Source organism: Thiocystis violascens DSM 198 (genome assembly GCF_000227745.2).
Taxonomy (GTDB): domain Bacteria; phylum Pseudomonadota; class Gammaproteobacteria; order Chromatiales; family Chromatiaceae; genus Chromatium; species Chromatium violascens.
In genome coordinates, this window is record NC_018012.1 from 3,927,654 (window position 1) to 3,950,049 (window position 22,396).

Consider the following 22,396-nt stretch of genomic DNA (forward strand, 5'->3'; position numbering starts at 1 on the left):
TCGACCGCTCAAACCCTAAGGAGGTTTTTCCGACGATGCCCACCACTCTGAAGAAGCTGCGTTTGCATGGATTCAACAACCTGACCAAGACGCTCAGCTTCAATATATACGATGTCTGCTACGCCGATTCGACCGAGCAGCGCGAAGCCTACATCGCCTATATCGACGAGGCCTATAACGCGGCGCGTTTGACCGCGATTCTGACCGACGTGGCGGAGATCATCGGCGCGAATATCCTCAATATCGCCCATCAGGACTACGACCCCCAGGGGGCGTCGGTGACGATGCTGATCTCCGAGGAAGGCATCGTCGCGGAAAACCTGTCCAACACGGCCACGCCGGGGCCGCTGCCGGACGCCGTGGTGGCGCATCTGGACAAGAGCCATATCACCGTCCACACCTATCCGGAAACCAATCCGCAGACCGGGATCAGCACCTTTCGCGCCGATATCGATGTCTCGACCTGCGGGCGGATTTCGCCGCTGCGGGCGCTGAATTATCTGATTCACGCACTGGAATCGGACATCGTCATCATGGATTACCGGGTGCGCGGCTTCACCCGCGATGTCACCGGACGCAAGCACTTCATCGACCACAACATCAGCTCGATTCAGAACTATCTGTCGAGCAACACCAAAAAACGCTATCAGATGGTCGACGTCAACGTCTATCAGGAAAACCTCTTCCACACCAAGATGGTCATCAAGCACTTCAAACTTGACGATTATCTGTTCTGCGTCGAGGCCAAGGAATTGTCACCGCAGGAGCATCAGCGCATCCAGAAACTGCTGCGGCGCGAACTGAGCGAGATTTTCAACGGACGCAATCTGGGACGTAATCTGGAATTCATGAGCTGATCCGCGCCGGCGGGCGGGGCGGTGTCATGAAACCTGGGATCGCCGAGTTGCGCTCGGCTCTTCGGCCGTCAAACTGGAGCAAGGCGCCGAGTACAACTCGGCGATCCCAGGCGCAATACCGTTGTGAGACGGAAATCACCTATAGCCAGTAAACCGTGCGGGTCATGACGCGCGCGGTCAGTTTCATCGCCGCCCGGATCGGCGCGGGCAGATCGACGCCGCCGGTCGCCTTGGCGATCTGCGCGTGCCGCACCTCGTCGGCCTTCATTTGTTCCAGGATGATCCGGCTTTTCTCGTCCTGCACGGGGATCTGTTCCAGATGCTCGTCCAGATGATTTTCGACCTGGCGCTCGGTCTCGACCACGAACCCCAGGCTCCACTTGTCGCCGGCCAGACCCGCGGCGGCGCCCATCGCGAAGGATCCGGCGTACCAGAGCGGATTCAACAGGCTTTTGCGGTCGCCGAGTTCCTCCAGCCGCTGTTCGCACCAGGCGAGATGATCGTTTTCCTCCTGCGCCGAGCGCTCCATGCGTTGGCGCGTCTCGGACAACCGGGCCGTGAGCGCCTGCCCCTGATACAGGGCCTGGGCGCAAACCTCGCCGGTGTGGTTGACGCGCATCAGGCGCGCCACATGCCTGCGTTGATCGTCCCGCAGTTCCACCTCCTGGAGACCGGTCGCCGGGTTGCGCCGTTCCGTGGTCTGGGGGCGGCCGAACAGGGTGCGAAGCGCACGGTCCGCGTTGATCAGGACGTGATCGAGAGGAGAATATTGGCGGGCGTTCGGGCTTGGGCGGTTCATTGAGTGAAGGAAATGTCCGTCTGATGACTTGATGAGCCGGATTCTGAGCGGCTGGCCGTCGGGTTTCAACCGTCCATCTGCCTCGCGATCAACTCCACGGGATGACAAACCTCGATGGCCAGCCCGGCCTCGCGGATCCCGGCGGCCAGATGGAGCGCGCAACCCGGATTGGTGGTGGCGATGATCTCCGGCTTCAAGTCGGACAGCGGCGCCAGCTTTTCGCGCAGGAGCGCGTCCGCCATGACGGGCTGCTGGAGCAGATAGGTTCCCGCCGCCCCGCAGCAGCGATCGTTGCCGGGCAGGGGCGCGATCTCCAGCTCCGGGATGCGGGCCAGCAGGCGATAGACCGCCGCATTGCCGCCGAGCAGGTTGCGATGCGAGCAGGGTTCGTGGACCAGCACGCGCCGGGGCAGCGGATGGAGCGCGAGCGTCTCCGGCCAGGCGGCCCGATCCAGAAACTCGCAGAGTTCCCAAGTGTCGCGCAGTGTGGGGTCTTCGCGCAGTTCCGCGATGCAGGCGCTGGCGAGTCCGACCAGCACGCGGCCGGCATGAATTCGCGCGCAGTTCGCCCGGCGTGCGTCGGCCTCGGCGGGGTAGCCGTTATGCCGCAACAGCGCGCCGCAGCAGGCCGGCTCGGACGGCATCCGCACCCGCAGCCCAAGCCGTTCGCACACCTTGAGCGCGGCCTCGATCGCCGTACCCTGCGCGCTGGAGCCCATGCAGCCGATGAACAGATCCAAATCGGCGGCGGGCGGATCCAGCGGCATGATCCGCCGCGCCGTCAAACCCATGGCGCTGGCGAGACGATGATAGGGTCTTAGCCACCGGAGTCGGGCCAACGAAGCGAGTTCGGCCAAACGCGCCAATCCGCTCCGACGGTAGATCCTGGCCAAGCGTCCCAACGCCCCGGCGATGCGCGCATCCGATAGACCGGCCAACCAGCCGCGCCGCAATACGCTCCGCCGCGCGGGCAAGGCCTCGACCCTGAGCGCCTTGGCGCCATCGGCCAGGCGTCCGTAGGCGACCAGCGAAGGGCAGGCCGTCTCGCAGGCGCGACAGGTCAGACAGCCATCCAGATGACCGGCCAGGGTGTCCGTCAACGCCAGATCCCCCGACAGCCAGCCCTGGATCAGCGAGATTCGCCCGCGCGGCGAATCGGCCTCGTTGCGCGCTACGGCATAGGTCGGGCAACTCGGCAGGCACAGACCGCACTTGACGCACTGGTCCGCGAGCCGAAGCAGTTCTTGCGAGGATGGGTTCGTCTTCAAAATTTCAGGCACGGCTGGCGAAAATGACGGGGTGGCTGGGGCTGGACGGCTCGCGGTTCTCCGCCGCGCCCGGCCATTGAGCGAGCGTCATGTTAACCTTATCCTTGTCTGCAAGGCGCAATTCAGGACATTGAAGATGGCGTACTACCGTTACCATGTCTTTTTCTGCACGAACCAGCGCGAAGCCGGCCGTCAATGCTGTGGTCAATGCGATGCGTCGACCATGCGCGACTACCTCAAGCGCCGCGTCAAGGAGCTTGGACTCGCGGGCGTGGGGGGCGTGCGGATCAACACGGCCGGTTGCCTCGACCGCTGTCGCGAGGGACCGGTCATCGTGGTCTACCCGGAGTCGATCTGGTACACCTATGCCGACACCGAGGATCTGGAAGAAATCCTGCGGGAGCATCTGACGCACGGCCGGATTGTCGAGCATCTCAGGCTGCCCGGTTAAGGCGGATTTGCCCTGGGATCGGGCAAGCGCGACGCGGATTTTGCCCGCGCGGCACTTGCGCCGGAAAGACCGATCACGTAACATGCGCGATCTTTCTCGACACAGAAATCGATATTCAGGCCGGCGCGCGAATCCGCCGCGCGGCCATCCCGGAGCGAAGGATCATGACGACGACTGTTAGCGCCAAACCCGCCGAGGTTCGCCGCGCCTGGTACTTGGTTGACGCCGATGGCAAAACCCTCGGGCGGCTGGCAAGCGAACTGGCTCTGCGCCTGCGCGGAAAACACAAACCGCAATACACGCCCCATGTCGACACGGGCGATTATCTGGTGGTCGTCAACGCCGAGAAGATCCGCGTGACTGGAAACAAGCTCCAGGACAAGATGTACTATCGCCATACCGGCTATGTCGGTAACCTCAAGTCCATGAATCTCGCAAAATTGCTTGAGAAAACTCCCGAGCGCGCCATTCAGTTGGCCGTCAAGGGCATGTTGCCGCGTGGCCCGCTCGGTCGCGCCATGTTCCGGAAGCTGCGTGTCTACGCCGGTCCCGAGCATGGCCATCAGGCGCAGCAGCCCCAGGTTCTCGATCTCAACGTTTAGGAATCAGACGCATGTCGGAGACGCAACACGCAATCGGTCGCCGCAAGACCTCCGCCGCACGGGTTTTCCTGTCGGTCGGTTCTGGCGCCATCACGGTCAACAACCGTCCGCTCGATCAGTTTTTCGGTCGTGAGACGGCCCGCATGGTCGTTCGTCAGCCGCTCGTTACGGCCGGCCTCGTCGACCGCGTGGACATCAAGGTGACCGTCACTGGCGGCGGCAATACCGGACAGGCCGGCGCCATTCGTCACGGCATCGCCCGTGCACTGGTCGAATACGACGAAACGCTCCGCTCGCCCATGCGTCGCGCCGGCTTCCTGACCCGCGATGCCCGCGAAGTCGAGCGTAAGAAAGTCGGCCTGCACAAGGCCCGTAAGCGTCCTCAGTTCTCCAAGCGTTAAGCGACGGCAAATCGGGTTTCGCCTCTAGCTCTATCCATTAAGCATGAGGCCAGACTCACCCCGCATCGCGAGACGCACCGCCTACTTGGGGGATCGTCTAGTGGTAGGACAGCGGACTCTGACTCCGCTAACCAAGGTTCGAATCCTTGTCCCCCAGCCAAACAAAATAAAGGGCTTAGCCGCGAGGCTAGGCCTTTTTTTGGTTCCGGGCGTATACCGGGCGGAGGCACGTCCTGATTGTTCCAGTCGGGCACGGTTCTGGGGATGATCGACAGGAGTGAGGTTCCCCCGGAATTTCGTCTTCCAAGGGTGACGTAAACTAACGTTCACACTGGAGACGATGATGCAGAAGATCCCGAAGCAGGAGTACACCGCCGCGTTTAAGGAACAGGCGGTCAAGCGCGTCAAGGCTGGCAAGACCGCGGGTTCCGTGGCCAAGGAGATGGGGCTGGTCGAGCAGACGTGACGCCACGGGGTCAAGGCATCCGATGCGGGCCAGCTCGATGGCCCTGGCGCCCGGAAGGGGACGCCGGAGGAAATGGAACGATCGCGGCTGCGTGCGGAGAACGTTCGCCTCAAGCGCGAGGTCGACAGCTTAAAAAAGCGACGGCAGACCCTTCGGCTTCGCTCAGGACAGGCTTTGCGAGGGATGCGCTGTTCAGTCTGCCTGGATTGACGCGCAGCGCCCGACGTTCGACCTGGTCGCGATGCGTGCGGTGCTGGCGGTCAGCCTCGGCGGCGATCGTGCCTCGAAACGCGGTGGCCCCCCGGAACGCCGATGGCTCACGGATCTCCAAATGCTCGTCCGGATTCAAGCGATCCACGCCGAATTCAAGGGCGCCGACGGCAGTCCACGCCTGCTGCGGGAGCTGCATGCACGGGGCTTTCCGGCCAGCAAAGAACGGGTGGAGCGACGGATGCGCGAGCACGGCATCCGCGCGCGCCACAAGCGCCGCTACAAGGCCACGACGGACTCCAAGCACGCCCTGCCCGTCGCCAATAACCTGCTCGCGCGTGATTTCACCCCGAGTGGCCCGAATCAGGTCTGGACCGCCGACATCACGTACCTGTGGACCGATGAAGGCTGGCTGTCTCTCGCCATCGTGCTGGATCTGTTCAACCGCGAAGTCGTTGGTTGGTCGCTCAAGCCGCGCATGACCGTCGATCTCGTCACCGATGCGCTCGCCATGGCCGGGTTCCGCCGCAAGCCAGCACCCGGCCTGAGGCATCACTCCGACCGGGGCAGCCAGTACGCCAGCCATGGTTTCCAGGACACGCTGACCGAAGACGGGATGGTCTGTTCAATGCGCCGCAAGGGCAACTGCTGGGACAATGCCCCCACCGAGAGCGGGTTCAACAGCGTCAAGAACGAGCGGGTCTTCGGCGAGCACTTCGCCACGCGGGAAGCGATGAAGGCCACGGCTTTCGAGGACATTGAGGTGTTTTACAATCGCAAGCGGCGGCACTCGACCCTCGGTGACCACTCGCCGGTCCAGTTTCTGAAAGACTGGCTCAACGCTCAGCAGAGAGAAAAACGGGTAGCATGAGCACGCTCCCTTGGAAGACGAAAAACCGAGGGAACCTCACCTCGGCGCACAGAAAGGGGAAAACTCAAGTTTAGCCCCCTGCATCCGTTCTGGTCGCACCCCTGTCTCCCCGGTGGAGCCGGGGGATTACCTGATTGATTTAGCCATTGAGCCCCTGTATGACCAACAACGATGTCCTGCGCCGTCTTCGATACACATTCGATTTCGATGATCTCAAGATGATTGCGGTGTTTGCCGCGGCGGACAGTCGGGTGACCCGCCCGCAAGTCAGCCATTGGTTGAAGAGAGACGATGATCCGGAGTTCGAGGCCTGTAGCGATCACCAATTGGCGATCTTCCTCAACGGCTTGATCAATGATCGGCGGGGCACGAAAGCCAGCGAGCCGCCGGAGCCGGAGCCATCCTTGAACAACAACATCATCTTTAGGAAACTCAAGATCGCGTTGGATCTGAAGGCGGACGATATCCTGCGTCTCTTGGCCGCCAGCGATGTTCACATCAGCAAGCATGAGTTGAGTGCGTTCTTTCGCAAGCCGGGCCATAAACACTACCGCCAATGTAAAGATCAAATTCTGCGAAACTTTCTCAGCGGCCTGCAGGTGGAGTACCGCGACGGTCGCACGCCACCGGACGACTCCAGCGCCACGGCGGGACACCCCTCTTGACCAAGACGTCCTTCACCTCGCTCAACCTCAGCCCGGATCTGCTGGAGAATCTGTCCTCGCTCGGCTATCACACCATGACCCCCATCCAGGCCCTGAGTTGTCCGGATATCCTGGCGGGGAGGGATGTCATCGCACAAGGCAAGACCGGTTCGGGGAAGACCGCCGCGTTTGGGCTCGGTCTCCTGGAGCGGCTCGATGTCGGACGCTTTCGGATCCAGTCTCTCGTCCTCTGTCCCACCCGTGAACTCGCCGATCAGGTGGCCCAGGAGATCCGCGCCTTGGGGCGCAGGAGGCACAACATCAAGGTGCTGACACTCTGCGGCGGGGTCGCCGTTGGCCCTCAGATCGGCTCACTGGAACACGGCGCCCATATCGTGGTGGGAACCCCGGGCCGCATCGTGGACCACCTGGAGCGGGGCACGCTGCGGTTGGATGAGGTGACGATGCTGGTGCTCGACGAGGCGGATCGGATGCTTGAGATGGGCTTCGAAAAGTCGCTGGAGGCGATCATCGACCAGATACCGACGCGACGCCAAACACTACTGTTTAGCGCCACCTACCCCAGTCGGATCCAGGACATCGCTCGGCGCATCATGACTGAACCGATCATGGCCCAAGTGGCGTCCACCCACGACCATCGCAGTATCGCACAGCATTTCTATCGCGTGACCGACGATCACCAGCGGCAGCGAGCGCTGTGCCTCTTGCTGTTGCAGTACCAACCGGTGTCGACCCTGGTGTTTTGCAATACCAAGGTCGATACGCGACAAGTGGCTCGGGGGTTGCGAGACAGTGGTTTTAGCGTCCTCGCGCTGCACGGTGACCTGGAGCAACGGGAGCGGGATGAGGTTCTGGCGCGGTTCTCCAATAAAAGCATCTCGGTGCTGGTGGCCACCGATGTGGCGGCCCGTGGTTTGGACATCGACGCACTCGATGCGGTGATCAACTACCGGATTGCCCTGGAGGCGGAGGGGCATGTCCATCGCGTTGGTCGCACCGGGCGTGCCGGTAGCAAGGGGGTGGCCTTTTCTCTTTACGATGAAGGAGAGGCGCATCGCGTCGCCGCATTGGACACCACGGTGGATCCCATCCTGGACAGCAAGTTATTGCCATCACTCAACTTACTGGAACACCGCCCGATGGTGCCGCCGATGGCCACCCTTCAGATCGATGGCGGCAAGAAGCAAAAGATTCGTCCGGGAGATATCCTGGGCGCGTTGACGGGGCCGGGTGGTCTGCGCGGTGACCAAGTGGGAAAGATCCAGATCGCCGACCAGTGGGCCTATGTGGCGGTCAGCCGAGAGCGCGTGGGGGCGGCGTTGAAGAAGCTGTCCGTCGGCAAGCTGAAGGGACGCGCGTTTCGTGTCAGGCTGATCGACTAATCATGCTCTCCCTCGGTGATCGGGTGCGGGCCATCGTCGTCGATGTCCTGTGCGAGCGAATGGATCTGGCTTCCTCAGCGATCATCCGCCCTTCGAGCCCTCCGGCCAAGGCGCTTGCGCGGCGCCCCGCGGACCAGATCTTGAAGACAGGTGTCGCCGGGCCGCACGACCCGCTCGCGGCGCAGCAGATCCATTCGCTCGCACAGGACATCGACGGGCCGGCTGGAGATGCCTGCGGCCTGACGGGCATGCGCTTGTCGTGGCTATCCAAGTTGACCAGCCCAGAACCTCGAACCACGTACACACACATTGGCTTAAACCGGTTTTCGGTTCCACTGCGCCTCAGACCCCAAAGACGCAGAGAGCAGCAGCATGACCGCGAAGATAGACAGCACCAGGCGTCGCTACCCCGTCAGATCGGCTGCCATGACCAGCAGTGCGACCGGGATGAGCAGGATCGCCACCGTCTCGACGAGGTTGGAAACAGGCGTGAGGTTCTCCATCGGCACCGCGCTGTTGGCGCCGTACCAGCCGCCGCCGTTGGTCCCGAGCTGCTTGATCGCGACCATCGGCGCCACCGGACCGACCGGGATGCGCTGCTCGGCGACGGTGCCTTTGTCCAAGGGCTGGACCACCCGTGCCCCCTCGAAGGTGCTCGGGACACCCTGCCAGGCAAGCAGCAGCGCCGTCACGCAGGACAGTGGCATGAGCAGGCGAACGATGGTGCGCACCAGATCGACATGGAAGTGTCCGACCGCGACCTCGCCCGATGCCGTTCTCCCCTGCGCACCCTCCGGCCCGAGCAGCGTCCGCAGGATGGCAACCAGCGCCGCGATACCCGACGCCGGCGTAATCGCCTGCATGGCGACGACGGCGAAGAGCTGCGCGAAATAGGACAGCTGCGCTTGACCCGCGTAATGCTGCTGGTTGGTATTGGTGATGAAGGCGGCCGTGGTGTGCAACGCCAGATCCCAGTCCATGCCCGGGATCCCGTCCGGGTTAAGTGGCAGCCAGCCTTGCAGCGGCGACCGACTGGGTCCAACTCAACAAACACGCCTGAAATCCCTTCGGGGAGAGACGCGCGATCACATTGGCAAGGCAGTCATCGGAGGGCACGCCATTTTCAAACGGCGCCAACTGACGCAACCAATCCAGCTTTTCGCGGCCGAAATCCTCGAGCACCTCCCGGCCGTCCACCCCGCTGACGACCGCGCAGATCGTCAACAGCACAAGATCGGCCAGGGCATGCCGCTTGTGACGCTCGATCCGAGGGTCTTCCAAGGACGTGAAATGCTCAAGAATGCTCGCTGACATGAGAAACTCCAGCCGTCGTTTCTCGCGAGCATCCGTCAACGACCCGAAAAACGGAATGTTTAAGCGCGCTCGCCCTGCACAAGGCACAAGACGGCTTGCAAGTTCTACGGCAATCGTCTCCAATTCCAGGATTGCCGCCTGAACGAACCAAGCAGATCCACCAACCCAACCGCCTGTCGGAGTGAACCATGACTCGATCCATCCTCGTGACCGTCTTTGCCGTGGGCCTCGCATGCACTGCCGTTCCCGCCAGTGCGGTCGTCTACTGCAAGACCGTGGGCGTCCCGAAGGGCTGCGTCGTGCGCCCAGTCGTGGTCGCACCAGCAGTGGCCGCGCCTGTCGTGGTGGCACCGCGCGTGGGCCGCAGTCCGACCAACCTCAACGGCGGCGTTAACCGCGCTGGCGTTAGGCGCTAAAGTCTCGCCGAAAGGGGTTATCGTGCCTCCTTGGCCTCTAACGAGCGGGATCGTCAGCGCTGCAATCGGATTGCCGAAGTGATCGCTTTCGCACACCGCTAGGTGTTCGGCGTTGAGATCGCCCCCAATGACGCCGAGCCGCCGGTCGCTTGCGCGAACGGCAACGCCTGCGTGGTGACGAACACCCGCCAACCCCTGGCGTCGCGCTGAAAGCGATAGCTGACGGCCTGTTCCAGGGTGAGTGCCGCGACCAGTTGATCCGTGCCGTAGGGCAGAGCGATCTCCAGACGCTGGTACTTCTCGCCGGATTGGCAGAGCGCAGGGGGCAACCGCAGCCGCAGGGCGAACCGCTGACCGCCCAGGTACTCGGCCACACAGCCCTGGCAGCCGCCGGTCTCGTCCTTGGAGCCGATCACGAAGAACTGACTGGACCGAGCGCGTTGCCAGTCCGCGCGCCAGTCCTCAAGGGCGTCGTCGCCGTTCGACTCCAGATCGAACTGCGCGCGAAAGCGCTTGCGACCGCCGAAGCACAGCCGCACGGTGCCGGCGTCGCGATCTGCCTCAAGCTGGGCAAGACGCGCTTGTTGAGCAGGCGTTGACGCTCGACGGCCTCAATCGGTTTGGCGAGCGCCTTGTCAAGCTTGGCGACCACCTGTTGCGCCTTTTTGATCCGCGCCTTGGCCTCGGCGATTAGCCCGTCGCGACGTTCCTTGATGGACGCGATCTTGCCTTTGAGGTTGATCGCGAGAGCGTTGAACTGGCGGGCCGTCAGACCGAAGCGCTCCATGAACTCGGACTTCAGCGCGCAGGGCGCCAAGCCGCACCGCATCGCGGCGAACAGGGCGCGCTCGGCACGTCCGTAGAGGTCGGCATCGTCGTCCAGCACCGCGCCTGCCGTCCCCTCGGGATCGACGATCCGAGTCGGTAGGTGCGCTGAACTTTAGCGGTCCGCATGGCCGTTCGCCTGGCATTGTTCGACCAACCGTTGCGCGCGATGCGCCGCCGCGCGGCAGCCATAAAGCCGAGCGCAAAAGGAGGTCAGGACCGCAATCATGTCCGCGACCAGATCGTCAAGGCGAGCGTTACGCGCGCATGCTCTCGGCGCTGGCCTATGACCGCATCGGCGCGACCCTGCGCGCCCGCGCCCATCACGCGAGACTCGAACGGATGGACCGTGCGGGCAGTCGGTCCCAGGATCCATCCCGGTCGCCACCGGCCCCTCGGGGCGCGGCGCGAGCGGAGACCCTCCTGCCTGTGGCCGGCGCGACTCCGGCCCGTGAATCGTCAGCAACACTGTTCGGCTGACGTGCATGGAATGCTTTTCGATGGTTTTAGGAACGGTAAGGCAGCACACGACGCACCCATATCACCAGGGTCTCACTCCACCGGTTCCGTCAACGGATCGCTCCAGGCCAGGACACCGCCGGCCATGCTGACCACCTCATACCCGCGTTGGCTCAACTGGAAGGCGGCGACCGAGCTGCGCCGACCGCTGCGGCAGTACGCGACATAGCGGGCGGCGCTGTCGAGTTCGCCGGCTCGCTTGCGCAGCTGCGACAGGGGGATGAGCACGGCGCCGGGGATGTGTCCCTCATCGAACTCTTCTTCCAGGCGCACATCGAGGGCCACCGAGTTGTTCTCGATCATGGCCTTGGCCACTGGTGCATCCACCTCGCGCACCAGCGGTCGGGCCAGGAGCTGCGCGAAGTCGTCGCGGGCAAGCTGAAGCAGGACACCATCCTCCAGCATGCGCACCGTCACCGCGCTAAGCTTGCCGGTGAGGAGGCTCTCCTCGCCGAACGTGGCGCCGCGCTCCAGCTCGGCGGCTTTCATCGGGATCCCTTCCTCGTCATCGATCTGCCACAACTCGGCACGCCCGGCAACGACGACGAAGAATGCGTTCGTCTCCTTGCCCATCTTAACGACCTCTTCCCCCGCCTGGACCGGACGTTCACGGAGGCTGGTCAGGGCGCGTTCGGCGTTCTCCAGAGGAATGCGTCGGAAGGGGGCGGTATCGCGCACCAGCCGGAGGTCGTCGCCGTGACTGGAGCCGGATGCGACAAGACTCTCCGCCACCTCCTCAAGGGTAAGCAAGTAGTCGGCCAGCCCGGTGTCGAGATGACAGAGGTGGGAGTCCTCCAGAGCCTCCACGGTGACTGCGGCGGGGAGGGGCGGCAGCACGACGTAGCCCCGTTCGGACGCGGCCACGTCCTGGCGATGTCCGGCTGCGTCGGTGACCGCCACCCGACCAACGGCGACGTAGAGCCGATCAGGAAGCTCGCTTCCAGTGAGTCGCAGTCGCTCTCCCTCGCGCAGCTCGAAGAGGCGGAAGATCTGCAACGATTCCAGGAGGGCGCGTTCAGAGATGCCAGGGAAGGCGTGGAAGCGCTCGCGCAGAATTCTGAGGACATGGGAGGTTTTGATGCTCATGGGGTTCTCCGGTGAGGGGGCGGAAGCGAAGGATACCTGTCGCCGGCTCAGTAACGCGCGTCCCTGGGCTTGTCGCCCGCGGCCAATCCCTGACTGAACACACAGGCGGCGCATTTCAAGTCCCAGCGGGCGGGAAGTAGGCGATGAGCCGCAGTCTCGTTCAAGGCGCGCGTCACGTCGAGCCAGCGCCACGCCTCTACCCCTAGCGCCTTGAGATGCGCGGAGCTAATCCGCTGTCCTTCCAGACAGTGCGGGAAACGCAGATGGCCTTGGTCGCCGAGGTCGACTCGGCAACCGGGCGACCCATCGGCTCGAACCAGCAACGAACAATCCAATTGCCACGGACACAGACGGAGCGTAGGATTGCGCACACGTTTCAGCATCGAATGCAAACGGACTCTCTGTTTTCCATCCGATTCGGAATCCACCATGGGCCAATCGATCCTCGCCGCCACGACACCGCCGAACGCCTCCCGCGCGCGGCCGTCCGCGTGCGCGCGCGTGATTGGTCGCCGCGCTCGATGCCTATCGGCCCCGAAACGCCATCTCAGTCCAGGGTGCGCGCCATCCGTCCGCGCCGAGCTTGGCAATCGCCGCCTCGGTACCACGACGGCCCGCACCACCTGATCGCCTGACCGGCTTGTCCCCGTCAGTCGATCTGGCGGGGAACTGAAAGACCGGTCATCCCAAATCCTCTTCCCGGTTCGCTTTCCCTGCCCTTGATTGGCTCGACCGCTGTTGGTCGCGCCGTAACGCGCCACTGTGCGCCGGGAGGAACCATGCCCATCAAGCAAGTGATCACCGAGGGCGAGCGGCCGGTCAAGGTCTGGACCGACGACCTCGATCCGCGTTCGCGCGAGCAATTGACCAATCTCTCCAAGCTGCCGTTCATCCATCATCATGTCGCCGCCATGCCCGATGTGCACGCCGGGATTGGCGCCACCATCGGCAGCGTCATTGCCACGCATCAGGCGATCATCCCGGCCGCCGTCGGGGTCGACATCGGGTGCGGCATGGCCGCCGCGCGCACTTCGCTGAGCGCCGAGCAGATCGACGAGCGCGTGCTTAAAAAAGTCTTCGACCAGATCAGCCGGGATGTGCCGGTCGGGCGAGCCCAGCACAAAGACGAGCGCGCCTTGAGCGAGGCCGCCGCGCCGTTCGCCGCGCCGCTCCAGGCGATGACCGACCGACACCCGCAACTGCTCAAGGCGTTCGGGCGTTTCTCCAACTGGGTGAACCAGATGGGTACCCTGGGCGGTGGCAATCACTTCATCGAGGTCTGTCTGGATGAAGCCGGCCAGGTGTGGGTCATGCTGCACTCGGGCAGCCGGGGCATCGGCAACGCCATCGGCACCTATTTCATCGAGCTGGCCAGGCGCGACATGGAACGCTGGTTTATCCAGCTCCCCGACCGCGATCTGGCCTATTTCCCGGAGGGCAGCGCGCATTTCGACGACTACGTGACCGCCGTCTCCTGGGCGCAAGCCCTATGCCCGCGAGAACCGCGATCAGATGATGACGTTGGTGCTCGCCGCGCTGGCCCGGCATCTGCCGGTCTTTGCGGTGACGACGGAGGTGGTCGACTGCCATCACAACTATGTCGAGCGCGAGCATCATTACGGCGCGGATGTCTGGGTGACCCGCAAGGGCGCGATCCGGGCACGCGCCGGCGATCTGGGCATCATCCCCGGCAGCATGGGGGCGCGCAGCTACATCGTGCGCGGTCTGGGCAACCCGGACAGCTTCTGTTCCAGTGCCCACGGCGCCGGGCGGCGCATGAGCCGCACCGCCGCCGAGAAGCAGTTCACCGCGGCGGACCTCGCGGCGCAGACGGCGGGCGTCATCTGTCGGAAGGACAAGGGCGTGCTCGACGAGATTCCCGGCGCCTACAAGGACATCGATCAAGTCATGGCCAATCAGGCGGATCTCGTCGAGGTGGTGCATACCCTCAAGCAGGTCGTGTGCGTGAAGGGCTGACGGTGGGCCATGCACAGGTCGCGCAAGTCTGGGAGGCGAGATGGAGATGGTGGTGTTCTCGGGCATTCAGGCCAGCGGGAAATCGACCCTGTTCAGTCTACAGCTCCCCTTCGATCACGAAACCACGCTCGATGACGATAGACCGACCTTCTGTTGCATCATCTCAAGGATTCATTTGACCCGCGCGGCGGCAACTGCTAGAAGCGACGCCGTTTCCTTTCGTTCCGGACGGTATCCTTCATGCCTTTTTTTTCCTCGCGCATTGCTGCGGCATTGCCGACCCTGCTTGCCGTCTCGTGCGGGTCACTGCTGGTACTGAGTTTCGCGCCTTTTTCCTGGTTCCCGCTTGCGGTGATTGCGCTGGCGGGTTTCCACCAGAGCCTGGCGGATGCCTCGCCACGCGCGGGCTTCTGGCGGGGTTGGGTCTTTGGGGCCGGATTGTTTGGTTTCGGGGTCTTCTGGATTCGCATCAGCCTGAACGAATTCGGCAACCTGGACGCTTGGGCGGCACACCTCCTGATGGCGATTTTCATCGCCGTCATGGCGCTGTACTACGGTCTCGCGGGCTGGCTGGTCCGAAGGCTCGATCAGGGGTCGGAGTGGGTCGGCCCGTTGCTCATCTTTCCGGGCATCTATGTGCTGTTGGAATGGCTGCGCGGGTGGCTGTTCACCGGCTTTCCCTGGCTGAATCTCGGTTACACCCAGATCGACGGACCGCTGGCCGGTTATGCGCCGATCGCGGGCGTCTACGGTGTCAGCCTGCTGGTGGCGCTGTCCGGTGGATTGCTCTGGGGGTTGGTCCGCTGGTCCGGGCGCGCTCGGAGGATGGTTGGGATCGGATTAGGCGTCATCTGGCTGTCGGGGGCCGGTCTTCAGCAAGTGGACTGGACCCAGCCCGCGGGCGCTCCCTTCAAGGCCAGCGTGGTACAGGCCAACATCCCCCAGGCCGTCAAGTGGGCGCCGGACGCCGGAGTCATGATCGCAGAGGCGTATCTGGAACTGACCAGGGACCATCTCGACTCCGATCTGATCGTCTGGCCGGAGACTGCGTTGCCCGATTTTCTGCATCAGGTTCGCGCGCCATTGATTACGCCACTCGGGGAACGCGCGCATGAGGAAGGCGTCGAGATCGTGCTCGGTATCCCGGTGATGGACGGGGAAACGGGACGCTACTACAACGGCTTGCTCAGTATCGGCGGCCGCGAGGATCTTTACGCCAAACGTCATCTGGTTCCCTTCGGCGAATTCATGCCCTTCAAGCAATGGCTGGGGCCGCTGGTCGAGTTGTTCGAGGTTCCCATGTCCGATTTCAGTCGCGGTGCCAGCCAGCGCCCGCTGCTTCAGGTAGGCCAGCGTCTGGCCGGCGCTTCCATCTGCTATGAGGACGTCTTCCCGAACGAGGTGGTCCAGGCGCTCCCCGAGGCGCAGTTTTTGATCAACGTCAGCAACGACGCCTGGTTTGGCGATTCGCTCGCGCCGCATCAGCATCTGGAGATGGCCCGCATGCGGGCGCTGGAAACCGGGCGCTTCATGGTGCGCGCCACCAATACCGGTATCTCGGCCATCATCGACGACCGTGGGCGGGTGATCGCGACCGTGCCTTCGTTTACGCGGGGCGGTGCGAGCGCGCAGGTGCAGCCGCGCCAGGGCGCCACGCCCTATGTCATCGCGCGCAACTGGCTGGCGATCGGGCTGGCCCTGGCGATGGTTGCCGCCGGGCTGCTTTTGGGAAGGGGCAAGAGGCAAGGATTGAAACTTGATCCGTGACGAAGTTGCGATTGGCTGGACGATTGCTGTTTTTCCGCCGCTGGCGGTTATGATTGAGGAATGGTTTGTCAGGTCAGGATGTCGTTGTGCGAGCACTCCTCATATTTTTCGTCGAGCTTTGCGCGCTCCGCCGTGCCCCGCAGGATTTGCCGGCCTCGGAGATTCTGCTGTGGATCGCGTTGCTCGCGGATCTCTTCGCAGGGCTTTTGGTTGGCGTGACCGCCGGTATTTCCGGGTGGACGAGTCTGCTTCAGGGCATCGTCGAGATCGCGCTGATGCTCGCCACACTCTATTTGGCGCTCAGTGTCATGAAACTGCCAGGGCGTTTTCTCCAGGCCGGCACGGCCCTGCTGGGCAGCGGCGCGCTGCTCGGGCTGCTCGCGCTCATGCCGCTCAGTTTTAATCCCACCGGAAGCCAGGAGACGAATCTGGCGGCGCTGGGTGCCTTGCTTCTGCTCGGGCTGGTGGTCTGGGGCGTCGTCGTGACTGGCCACATCCTGCGCCATACCTTCGGAATCTCGCTCGGTCAGGGTTCTGCCATCGCGATCGCCTTCGAGATCGCGGCGATTACACTGGTTACTGGTCTTTTTGGCGGCGCCTGATCATGCATCTTCATATCCTCGGAATCTGCGGTACCTTCATGGGCGGTATCGCTCTGCTCGCGCGCGCGCTGGGTCATCGCGTCACCGGCTCTGACGCCAATGTCTATCCGCCCATGAGCACCCAACTGGAAGCCGCCGGCATCGGTCTGATGGAAGGCTATGCCGCCTCGCATCTCGACCCGGCGCCGGACGTGGTGGTCGTCGGCAATGCCATGAAGCGCGGCATCCCGGCGGTGGAAGCCATGCTGGATCGGGGGCTGCGCTACTGCTCCGGTCCCGAATGGCTGAAGGAAAATCTGCTGCGCGACCGCTGGGTGCTCGCGGTCGCCGGCACTCACGGTAAGACCACGACCGCCAGCATGCTGGCCTGGGCGCTGGAAGACGCCGGGCTCGATCCTGGGTTCCTGATCGGCGGCGTGCCGCTGGACTTCGGTTTGTCCGCGCGTCTGGGATCGGCACCCTTTTTCGTGGTCGAGGCGGACGAATACGACACCGCCTTCTTCGACAAGCGTTCCAAGTTTGTCCACTACGGTTCGCGCACCCTGATTCTGAATAATCTGGAGTTCGATCACGCCGACATTTTCGACGATCTGGGGCAGATCCAGCGTCAGTTCCATCATCTGGTGCGGACGGTGCCCGGCAGCGGGCTGATCGTGCATCCGGGCGCGGAGCCCGCCATGGACGCGGTCCTTGCGATGGGCTGCTGGACACCCCGCGAGCGCTTCGGATCGGGTGGCGACTGGACCGCCGAACTCATCGAACCGGACGGCTCGCGGTTCAACGTCCTGCTCGGTGGCGAGCGGGTCGGCGCGGTCCAGTGGGGACAAACGGGCATGCACAATGTCAACAACGCACTCGCCGTGCTGGCCGCTGCCCGTCATGCCGGCGTGCCGGTCGCCGCTGGCATCGCCGCGCTGGGACGCTTCAAGGGTGTCAAGCGACGCATGGAATTGCGCGGCGAAGTGAATGGCGTGCGAGTTTTCGACGACTTCGCCCATCATCCCACGGCCATCGCGACGACCTTGCAGGGGCTGCGCCGGCGGGTCGGCGAGCAGCGCATCCTGGCCGTGCTGGAGCCGCGTTCCAACACCATGCGTCTCGGCGTGCATAACGCGGAACTCGCTGCCTCGCTCGACGACGCGGATCGGGTGTTCCTGTTCGCTCCGCCGGATCTGGGCTGGGATGCCGCCGGAGTCTTCGTCGGACTGGGGCCGCGCGCCGAGATTCTGACCACAGTGGACGCGATGGTCGCGCGCATTGCGGCCGAGAGCCGGCAGGGCGACCAGATACTCGTGATGAGCAACGGCGGCTTTGGCGGAATCCATCAAAAATTGCTGGATGCACTCTCGCCGCCAACCGACACCCGATAACGGTCGATTGAAACCTGCCCTATGTCCCCGATCCCCTGGACCAAAACCATCGCCGTCGCGCTCACCGGCGCGTCCGGCGCACGCTATGGACTGCGCCTGATCGACTGTCTGCTCGCCGCCGGGGTGCGGGTCTATCTGCTGGTTTCGCAGGCCGGGCAGGTCGTATTGAAGATGGAAACCGAGCTTGATGTGCCCTCGCGTCCCGCCGAGGCCGAGTCATTCCTTGCCGATCATTTCAACGCCCAGCCCGGACAGCTTCGGGTCTTTGGCCGACAGGAATGGACCGCGCCCGTGGCTAGCGGCAGCAATCCCCCGAATGCCATGGTCATCTGCCCCTGCACCGCCGGCACCCTGGGCCGAATCGCCGCCGGACTCTCCGGCTCGCTGATCGAGCGTGCCGCCGATGTGGCCCTGAAAGAGCGTCGCAAGCTGATCCTCGTCATCCGCGAAACGCCCTTCACGACCATCCATCTGGAGAACATGCTGCGTCTCGCGCAGGCCGGAGCGGTCATCATGCCCGCCAGTCCAGGCTTTTACCGCAACCCTACCCGCCTTGATGACATCGTCGACTTCATGGTTGCCCGTATCCTGGATCACCTGGAGATTCCGCACGAATTGATGGATCGCTGGGGCTCCCTGGATCCGGCAAAACCGCACTGAATGTGAAATTCGTCGTTTCGAGCGCGGCAATTCTCAGTATGGCCTGATGAAGCGAACAACTCGGACGAATCATGCGGGCAGTGAAGGATTTCCCGTTCGTCCCGAGTCCCGTAGGAGCCCGCTTGCGGGCGACGGGTGGTCGCACGGAAGGCGTCCTGGCGGGTCACGTCGCCCGCAAGCGGGGCTCCTACGGGTAAGATCTTTCACGGAAATCGCCTAAAGTGCGAGCGCCAGCCGCCGCGCAGCGCCGACATCGGTCTTGCCGCTGCCGAGCTTCGGGATCGCCTCGACCCGCGCGATCTGTGCCGGGATGCTCAGCGGATTGGCGCCCGACTCCAGCAGCTTTCTGCGCAGCACATTCCCATCGATCTCTCCCGCGACCAGCAGCAGGATGCGCTCGCCCTTGCGCTCGTCGGGCAGATTGACCGCCGCGACCTCCAGCTCGGGCTGGCCGAGCGCCTGCTTCGCCTGTTCCTCGACCGCGCTCAGGCTGATCATCTCGCCGCCCAGCTTGGCGAAGCGGGAGTAGCGGTCGACGATGGTCAGGAAGCCATCGCTGTCCAGATGTCCCTTGTCGCCGGTTTTGTACCAGCGCATGCCGTCCAGCTCGACGACCGCCTCGGCGGTCTTTTCGGGTGCCTTGAGGTAGCCCTTCATGACCTGCACGCCGCCGATCAGGATCAACCCGTCCTCGCCCGCCGGCAGCGTCTCCAGCGAGACCGGATCGACGATGCGGAAGCTGGTTCCGGGCAGCGGCATGCCGACGGTGCCGGGGCGCGAGCCGGACTGGATCTTCCAGGTTTCTGTCTCCAAGGCGTCCGGGACGTTGACGCTGGCCACCGGCGTGGTCTCGGTCGCGCCATAACCCTCGTAGATCGGTTTGTGGAACTTGAGCGCGAAGGCTTCCCGCACCTCCGGCCCCAGCCGCTCCGCGCCGGCGACGACGATCCGCAGCGACTGGAGCATCAGCGGATGGACGCGCTTGTTACGGGTATAGAGCCGCAGGAAGGTCGAGGTGCTACAGAGCACCGTGGCGCGATGACGGGCGATCGCCTTGGCGGTGCCGGGCGCGTCGGTGGGATCGGGGTGACAGACCATGGGGATGCCTTCCAGCAGCGGGAGGAAGGTGGTCGCAGTCAACCCGAAGGCATGGAACAGCGGCAGGTTGGCCATGATGACGTCGCTGCTTTCGGTATTGAGCACGTCCGAGATCTGGCGCACGTTGGCCATGATGTTGCGATGAGTGAGTTCGATGCCCTTGGGCGTGCCCTCGCTGCCGCTGGAAAAGAGGATCGCGGCGGTGTCGTCCGGTTTGGTTTGACTGCAAAACAGCCAGAGCAGGGCGCGCGCCGGGAGCAGGCTTGACAGCCCTAGCATGGCCAGTGCACTGAGCTTGCCGATCCCGGCGCGAAGGCCTTCCATCGGATGCAGGGTCACGTCCGGCAGGGTCGCGCCGAGATCGATCCCGCGCTGTTCGAGCTTGCGCAGAAAACGGTCGGCGGTGATGACATGGCGGATGCCAGCCTGCGCGACGCCGGCCCGCAAGGCCTCGGCGCTGGCGGTGTAGTTCAGATTCACCACCGTCTTGCCCGCCATGAGCGCGGCGAGGTTGGCGATGGCCCCGGCGCTGCTGGCGGGCAGCAGGATGCCGATGGCCGGTTCGGGGGCCAGTCGGCGGACCCGTCCGGCGAACAGCAGCACGGCGGCGATCAGACGCCGATTGGTCAGCGAGGTGCCGATGGAGTCGATGATCGACACGGCGCCGGGGTCACGTTTGGCGGTCGCGAGCCAGGCGACCGGCAGGGTCGGCAGGCCCATGACATAGGTCTGCCAGGAAGTCACCGACAGCTCGAATACCGCCTGCTTGACCTGTTCGGCGCTCGCGTTCAGCGGTAGGGTCGGACCGAAGGCCACGATGACCTCCCGCATCCGACCGTCGCGGCGATTCGTCTTGAGCTTCTCGCTGGCATAGGAGAAGCGGCTCCCCCAGAGACCGCGTTGATAGAAGGGCAGGATGACGCCCGAACTCGCCGCGCGCGCCGATAGCTCGAATCCGCGCTTGAATTCCGAGAGCTGGCCGTTCTTGCTCAGCGTCCCTTCCGGGAAGATGCAGACCACCTCGCCCGCGTCCAGAAGTCGGGTCACGGTCGCGATCGCCTGCCGGCTGCTCCCGCGCGAGATCGGCACCACGCCGAAGAAATCCAGAAACCAGCGCAGATACCAGCGTTCGTAAATCACCCGCTCCATGACGAAGCGCACCGGCCGCGGACTGGCCATCTGCATCATCGCCCAGTCGATCCAACTGACATGATTGCCGAGCATCAGCACGCCGCCCTGCGCGGGCAGGTTTTTCAAACCGATGACATTGAGGCGGTAGCGGGTCGACATGGCGCGGGCGATGACGAAGCGCACCAGCGACTGCGGCAGTTGATAGAGCGTATAGAGCGCGCCGAACAGCGCGATCACGGCCAGCGTGAGCATCAGGGCCAGACCGCCGATCTGGAGATAGGCCGCCGCCACCGTGAGCGCGAGAAAGCTCAGCATCAGAATGTTCTGGATGAAATTGTTGGCCGCCAGCACCCGGCCCAGACCGTCCTCCCCGGCGTTGAACTGGATCAGGGCGTTCAGCGGGACCAGGAAAAGTCCGGCCAGGAAGCCGAGCAGCGCGAAGTTCAGCGCGTGTGCCCAGGCCGACCCGAGTCCGGGCAGCAGGAACAGGGTCAAGGCGATGCCGAGCGCGCCGATCGGGATCAGCGCAGTCTCGATATGGCCGCGCGAAACCCGCCCAGCGACGATCGAGCCCAGGATGATGCCAACCCCCGAGCAGGCCAGCATGCCCTGGATGACCACGGTATTGGTCTCGCCGAGCGTCTCCTTGGCGAAGGCGGGGAAGACCGCCAGCATCACCTGGGAGATCGACCAGAAGACCGCCAGCCCCACGATCGACAGCCAGATCACCTGATTGTCCCAGGCGGCATGCAGGTTGTGTCGCAGATAGCGCCCACTGCGGTATTCGCGCCAGTCGAACGGCATCGCGTTGCCCGCATGGGTCTGCGGCAGGCGATAGGCCATGAAGACCTCGGCCAGCGAGCAGAGCACCAGCACCCAGCCGAGCGGCGCGATCAGGGTCATGACCTGGTCGGGGGTGGTGAAGGTGGCCTCGCTCAGTCGGCCCTCGAAGAGGATGGAGAAGACGAAGATCCCGGCCAGAATCGCCGTGGTGGTGGTCGCCTGGACCCAGCCGTTGGCCGCGGCCAGCGACTCCTTGCCCACCAGTTCCTTGATATAGCCGTATTTGGCCGGCGAATAAATGGCGCTTTGCGCGGCCAGCAGAAAGGTCGTGCCAAAGGCCAGCCAGAACCAGCCGAGATAATAGAAGAGCGTGATCGCCAGGGTGAGCGCGACCGCCACCCAGGCGGAGAGACGCATCACGCGGTTCTTCGGGAAGCGGTCGGCGAGGAAGCCCGACGGCGTGAACAGCAGCACGAAGGGCAGCAGGATCAGGGCGTTGACGATGGCTGTCAGCAGGATCTGCGCATCGCCGTCATAGGTTTTGAAGAGCGTGTTCTGGATGACGATCTTATGCCCCAGGTCGACGAAGGCATTGAGAAAGAGCATCAGGATGAAGGAGATGAAGCCGGCGATGCGAAATAACTGGCCCATGGACGGTGCCTCATGATGCGCCGATCCCCGTGGATCCTTGGCGCGGAATGGACAGGATTAAACCGCGCCCAGCGCGGTAGGCGATGTTTATGGATTAAAACAACCTCGGCAGCCTCTGTGACGGTCGGAGCGGGCGCGGTTTAAGCGAATAAAAATAGAAATTTTAAACCGCGTCCTGCCAAGGCATCGTGGATGCGCCAAACGTCGAACTCACTCGAAACTCAG

The 22,396-nt window shown here is 63.7% G+C and carries 20 protein-coding genes, 1 tRNA gene and 3 pseudogenes; 14 read left to right on the plus strand and 10 right to left on the minus strand.

Features of this window, described 5'->3' with window-relative positions:
* Nucleotides 1-35 precede the first annotated feature (35 nt).
* Nucleotides 36-857, plus strand: a complete 822-nt coding sequence (speD, locus tag THIVI_RS17425) for an adenosylmethionine decarboxylase (protein ID WP_014779851.1) — start codon at nucleotides 36-38, stop codon at nucleotides 855-857.
* 139 nt (nucleotides 858-996) lie between these two features.
* Here the strand turns inward: speD and coq7 are convergent, their stop codons facing one another.
* From coq7 to THIVI_RS25150, 3 genes are all read right to left on the minus strand, one after another.
* Complete coding sequence (gene coq7 / locus THIVI_RS17430; RefSeq protein WP_014779852.1) at nucleotides 997-1,656, minus strand: 2-polyprenyl-3-methyl-6-methoxy-1,4-benzoquinone monooxygenase; 660 nt, start codon at nucleotides 1,654-1,656, stop codon at nucleotides 997-999.
* 65 nt (nucleotides 1,657-1,721) lie between these two features.
* A complete protein-coding gene (locus THIVI_RS17435; RefSeq protein ID WP_014779853.1) occupies nucleotides 1,722-2,924 on the minus strand; it encodes a (Fe-S)-binding protein in 1,203 nt (400 codons plus the stop codon).
* Between the two features lie 4 nt (nucleotides 2,925-2,928).
* Nucleotides 2,929-3,132 (minus strand): hypothetical protein, encoded by a 204-nt coding sequence (locus THIVI_RS25150; protein WP_169315555.1) that lies wholly within the window; start codon nucleotides 3,130-3,132, stop codon nucleotides 2,929-2,931.
* On the opposite strand from THIVI_RS25150, the gene THIVI_RS17440 reads away from it, so the two are divergent.
* The 7 genes and pseudogenes from THIVI_RS17440 (at nucleotide 3,061) to dbpA (ending at nucleotide 7,972) form a co-directional block, all read left to right on the plus strand.
* Entirely contained in the window at nucleotides 3,061-3,375 is a 315-nt protein-coding gene (locus THIVI_RS17440) for a (2Fe-2S) ferredoxin domain-containing protein (RefSeq protein ID WP_014779854.1), read from the plus strand. The genes THIVI_RS25150 and THIVI_RS17440 overlap by 72 nt on opposite strands.
* Before the next feature lie 164 nt (nucleotides 3,376-3,539).
* The gene (gene rplM / locus THIVI_RS17445; protein WP_014779855.1) at nucleotides 3,540-3,977 is read left to right on the plus strand and encodes a 50S ribosomal protein L13; all 438 of its coding nucleotides are present in this window, start codon (nucleotides 3,540-3,542) and stop codon (nucleotides 3,975-3,977) included.
* Between the two features lie 11 nt (nucleotides 3,978-3,988).
* Complete coding sequence (rpsI, locus tag THIVI_RS17450; RefSeq protein WP_014779856.1) at nucleotides 3,989-4,378, plus strand: 30S ribosomal protein S9; 390 nt, start codon at nucleotides 3,989-3,991, stop codon at nucleotides 4,376-4,378.
* An 86-nt stretch (nucleotides 4,379-4,464) separates the two neighbouring features.
* A tRNA-Gln gene (locus tag THIVI_RS17455) sits at nucleotides 4,465-4,538 on the plus strand.
* A gap of 183 nt (nucleotides 4,539-4,721) precedes the next feature.
* A pseudogene (locus THIVI_RS17465) lies at nucleotides 4,722-5,925 on the plus strand (IS3 family transposase).
* A 158-nt stretch (nucleotides 5,926-6,083) separates the two neighbouring features.
* Nucleotides 6,084-6,590 (plus strand): YehS family protein, encoded by a 507-nt coding sequence (locus tag THIVI_RS17470; protein WP_014779858.1) that lies wholly within the window; start codon nucleotides 6,084-6,086, stop codon nucleotides 6,588-6,590.
* Nucleotides 6,587-7,972: an ATP-dependent RNA helicase DbpA gene (gene dbpA / locus THIVI_RS17475; RefSeq protein WP_014779859.1), complete on the plus strand. Its 1,386-nt coding sequence runs from the start codon at nucleotides 6,587-6,589 to the stop codon at nucleotides 7,970-7,972. The genes THIVI_RS17470 and dbpA overlap by 4 nt, the downstream gene beginning before the upstream one ends.
* 404 nt (nucleotides 7,973-8,376) lie before the next feature.
* On the opposite strand, the gene THIVI_RS17480 is transcribed toward dbpA, so the two are convergent.
* The 6 genes and pseudogenes from THIVI_RS17480 to THIVI_RS17500 form a co-directional block, all read right to left on the minus strand.
* Nucleotides 8,377-8,952: a potassium-transporting ATPase subunit KdpA gene (locus tag THIVI_RS17480; protein ID WP_083845778.1), complete on the minus strand. Its 576-nt coding sequence runs from the start codon at nucleotides 8,950-8,952 to the stop codon at nucleotides 8,377-8,379.
* Between the two features lie 19 nt (nucleotides 8,953-8,971).
* The gene (locus THIVI_RS24850; protein ID WP_245537303.1) at nucleotides 8,972-9,409 is read right to left on the minus strand and encodes a transposase family protein; all 438 of its coding nucleotides are present in this window, start codon (nucleotides 9,407-9,409) and stop codon (nucleotides 8,972-8,974) included.
* 391 nt (nucleotides 9,410-9,800) lie between these two features.
* Complete coding sequence (locus THIVI_RS17490) at nucleotides 9,801-10,118, minus strand: hypothetical protein (protein WP_041447073.1); 318 nt, start codon at nucleotides 10,116-10,118, stop codon at nucleotides 9,801-9,803.
* On the minus strand, nucleotides 10,115-10,588 hold the full coding sequence (locus THIVI_RS17495) for a hypothetical protein (protein WP_041447074.1): 474 nt from the start codon (nucleotides 10,586-10,588) through the stop codon (nucleotides 10,115-10,117). The genes THIVI_RS17490 and THIVI_RS17495 overlap by 4 nt, the downstream gene beginning before the upstream one ends.
* Nucleotides 10,589-10,642: 54 nt before the next feature.
* A pseudogene (locus THIVI_RS23975) lies at nucleotides 10,643-10,774 on the minus strand (IS607 family transposase); the annotation flags it as partial.
* A 305-nt stretch (nucleotides 10,775-11,079) separates the two neighbouring features.
* Nucleotides 11,080-12,132, minus strand: coding sequence for a cyclic nucleotide-binding domain-containing protein (locus THIVI_RS17500; protein ID WP_014779862.1), 1,053 nt, complete (start codon nucleotides 12,130-12,132; stop codon nucleotides 11,080-11,082).
* Nucleotides 12,133-13,043: 911 nt separating this feature from the next.
* On the opposite strand from THIVI_RS17500, the pseudogene THIVI_RS26090 reads away from it, so the two are divergent.
* From THIVI_RS26090 to THIVI_RS17530, 6 genes and pseudogenes are all read left to right on the plus strand, one after another.
* Nucleotides 13,044-13,559 (plus strand): annotated as a pseudogene (locus THIVI_RS26090) (RtcB family protein); the annotation flags it as partial.
* An 85-nt stretch (nucleotides 13,560-13,644) separates the two neighbouring features.
* Complete coding sequence (locus THIVI_RS26095; protein ID WP_281054890.1) at nucleotides 13,645-14,109, plus strand: RtcB family protein; 465 nt, start codon at nucleotides 13,645-13,647, stop codon at nucleotides 14,107-14,109.
* Nucleotides 14,110-14,349: 240 nt separating this feature from the next.
* Nucleotides 14,350-15,876: an apolipoprotein N-acyltransferase gene (lnt, locus tag THIVI_RS17515; protein ID WP_014779864.1), complete on the plus strand. Its 1,527-nt coding sequence runs from the start codon at nucleotides 14,350-14,352 to the stop codon at nucleotides 15,874-15,876.
* 86 nt (nucleotides 15,877-15,962) lie between these two features.
* Nucleotides 15,963-16,478 carry a hypothetical protein gene (locus THIVI_RS17520; RefSeq protein WP_041447726.1) on the plus strand — a complete coding sequence of 172 codons (516 nt, stop codon included), beginning with the start codon at nucleotides 15,963-15,965 and terminating at the stop codon, nucleotides 16,476-16,478.
* 2 nt (nucleotides 16,479-16,480) lie between these two features.
* Nucleotides 16,481-17,848 carry a UDP-N-acetylmuramate:L-alanyl-gamma-D-glutamyl-meso-diaminopimelate ligase gene (gene mpl, locus THIVI_RS17525; RefSeq protein ID WP_014779866.1) on the plus strand — a complete coding sequence of 456 codons (1,368 nt, stop codon included), beginning with the start codon at nucleotides 16,481-16,483 and terminating at the stop codon, nucleotides 17,846-17,848.
* Between the two features lie 21 nt (nucleotides 17,849-17,869).
* Nucleotides 17,870-18,508 carry a flavin prenyltransferase UbiX gene (locus tag THIVI_RS17530; protein ID WP_014779867.1) on the plus strand — a complete coding sequence of 213 codons (639 nt, stop codon included), beginning with the start codon at nucleotides 17,870-17,872 and terminating at the stop codon, nucleotides 18,506-18,508.
* A gap of 216 nt (nucleotides 18,509-18,724) precedes the next feature.
* On the opposite strand, the gene THIVI_RS17535 is transcribed toward THIVI_RS17530, so the two are convergent.
* Nucleotides 18,725-22,171 (minus strand): acyl-[ACP]--phospholipid O-acyltransferase, encoded by a 3,447-nt coding sequence (locus THIVI_RS17535; protein ID WP_014779869.1) that lies wholly within the window; start codon nucleotides 22,169-22,171, stop codon nucleotides 18,725-18,727.
* Between the last annotated feature and the right edge of the window lie 225 nt (nucleotides 22,172-22,396).

Excerpts from the sequence above, each read along its gene's own strand:
- THIVI_RS17440 (WP_014779854.1), top strand. The coding sequence starts at position 3,061 with ATGGCGTACTACCGTTACCATGTCTTTTTCTGCACGAACCAGCGCGAA.
- THIVI_RS17535 (WP_014779869.1), bottom strand. The coding sequence starts at position 22,171 with ATGGGCCAGTTATTTCGCATCGCCGGCTTCATCTCCTTCATCCTGATG.
- THIVI_RS26095 (WP_281054890.1), top strand. The coding sequence starts at position 13,645 with ATGATGACGTTGGTGCTCGCCGCGCTGGCCCGGCATCTGCCGGTCTTT.
- THIVI_RS17470 (WP_014779858.1), top strand. The coding sequence starts at position 6,084 with ATGACCAACAACGATGTCCTGCGCCGTCTTCGATACACATTCGATTTC.
- THIVI_RS17530 (WP_014779867.1), top strand. The coding sequence starts at position 17,870 with ATGTCCCCGATCCCCTGGACCAAAACCATCGCCGTCGCGCTCACCGGC.
- THIVI_RS17480 (WP_083845778.1), bottom strand. The coding sequence starts at position 8,952 with ATGGACTGGGATCTGGCGTTGCACACCACGGCCGCCTTCATCACCAAT.
- speD (WP_014779851.1), top strand. The coding sequence starts at position 36 with ATGCCCACCACTCTGAAGAAGCTGCGTTTGCATGGATTCAACAACCTG.
- lnt (WP_014779864.1), top strand. The coding sequence starts at position 14,350 with ATGCCTTTTTTTTCCTCGCGCATTGCTGCGGCATTGCCGACCCTGCTT.
- rplM (WP_014779855.1), top strand. The coding sequence starts at position 3,540 with ATGACGACGACTGTTAGCGCCAAACCCGCCGAGGTTCGCCGCGCCTGG.
- mpl (WP_014779866.1), top strand. The coding sequence starts at position 16,481 with ATGCATCTTCATATCCTCGGAATCTGCGGTACCTTCATGGGCGGTATC.
- THIVI_RS17500 (WP_014779862.1), bottom strand. The coding sequence starts at position 12,132 with ATGAGCATCAAAACCTCCCATGTCCTCAGAATTCTGCGCGAGCGCTTC.
- coq7 (WP_014779852.1), bottom strand. The coding sequence starts at position 1,656 with ATGAACCGCCCAAGCCCGAACGCCCGCCAATATTCTCCTCTCGATCAC.
- rpsI (WP_014779856.1), top strand. The coding sequence starts at position 3,989 with ATGTCGGAGACGCAACACGCAATCGGTCGCCGCAAGACCTCCGCCGCA.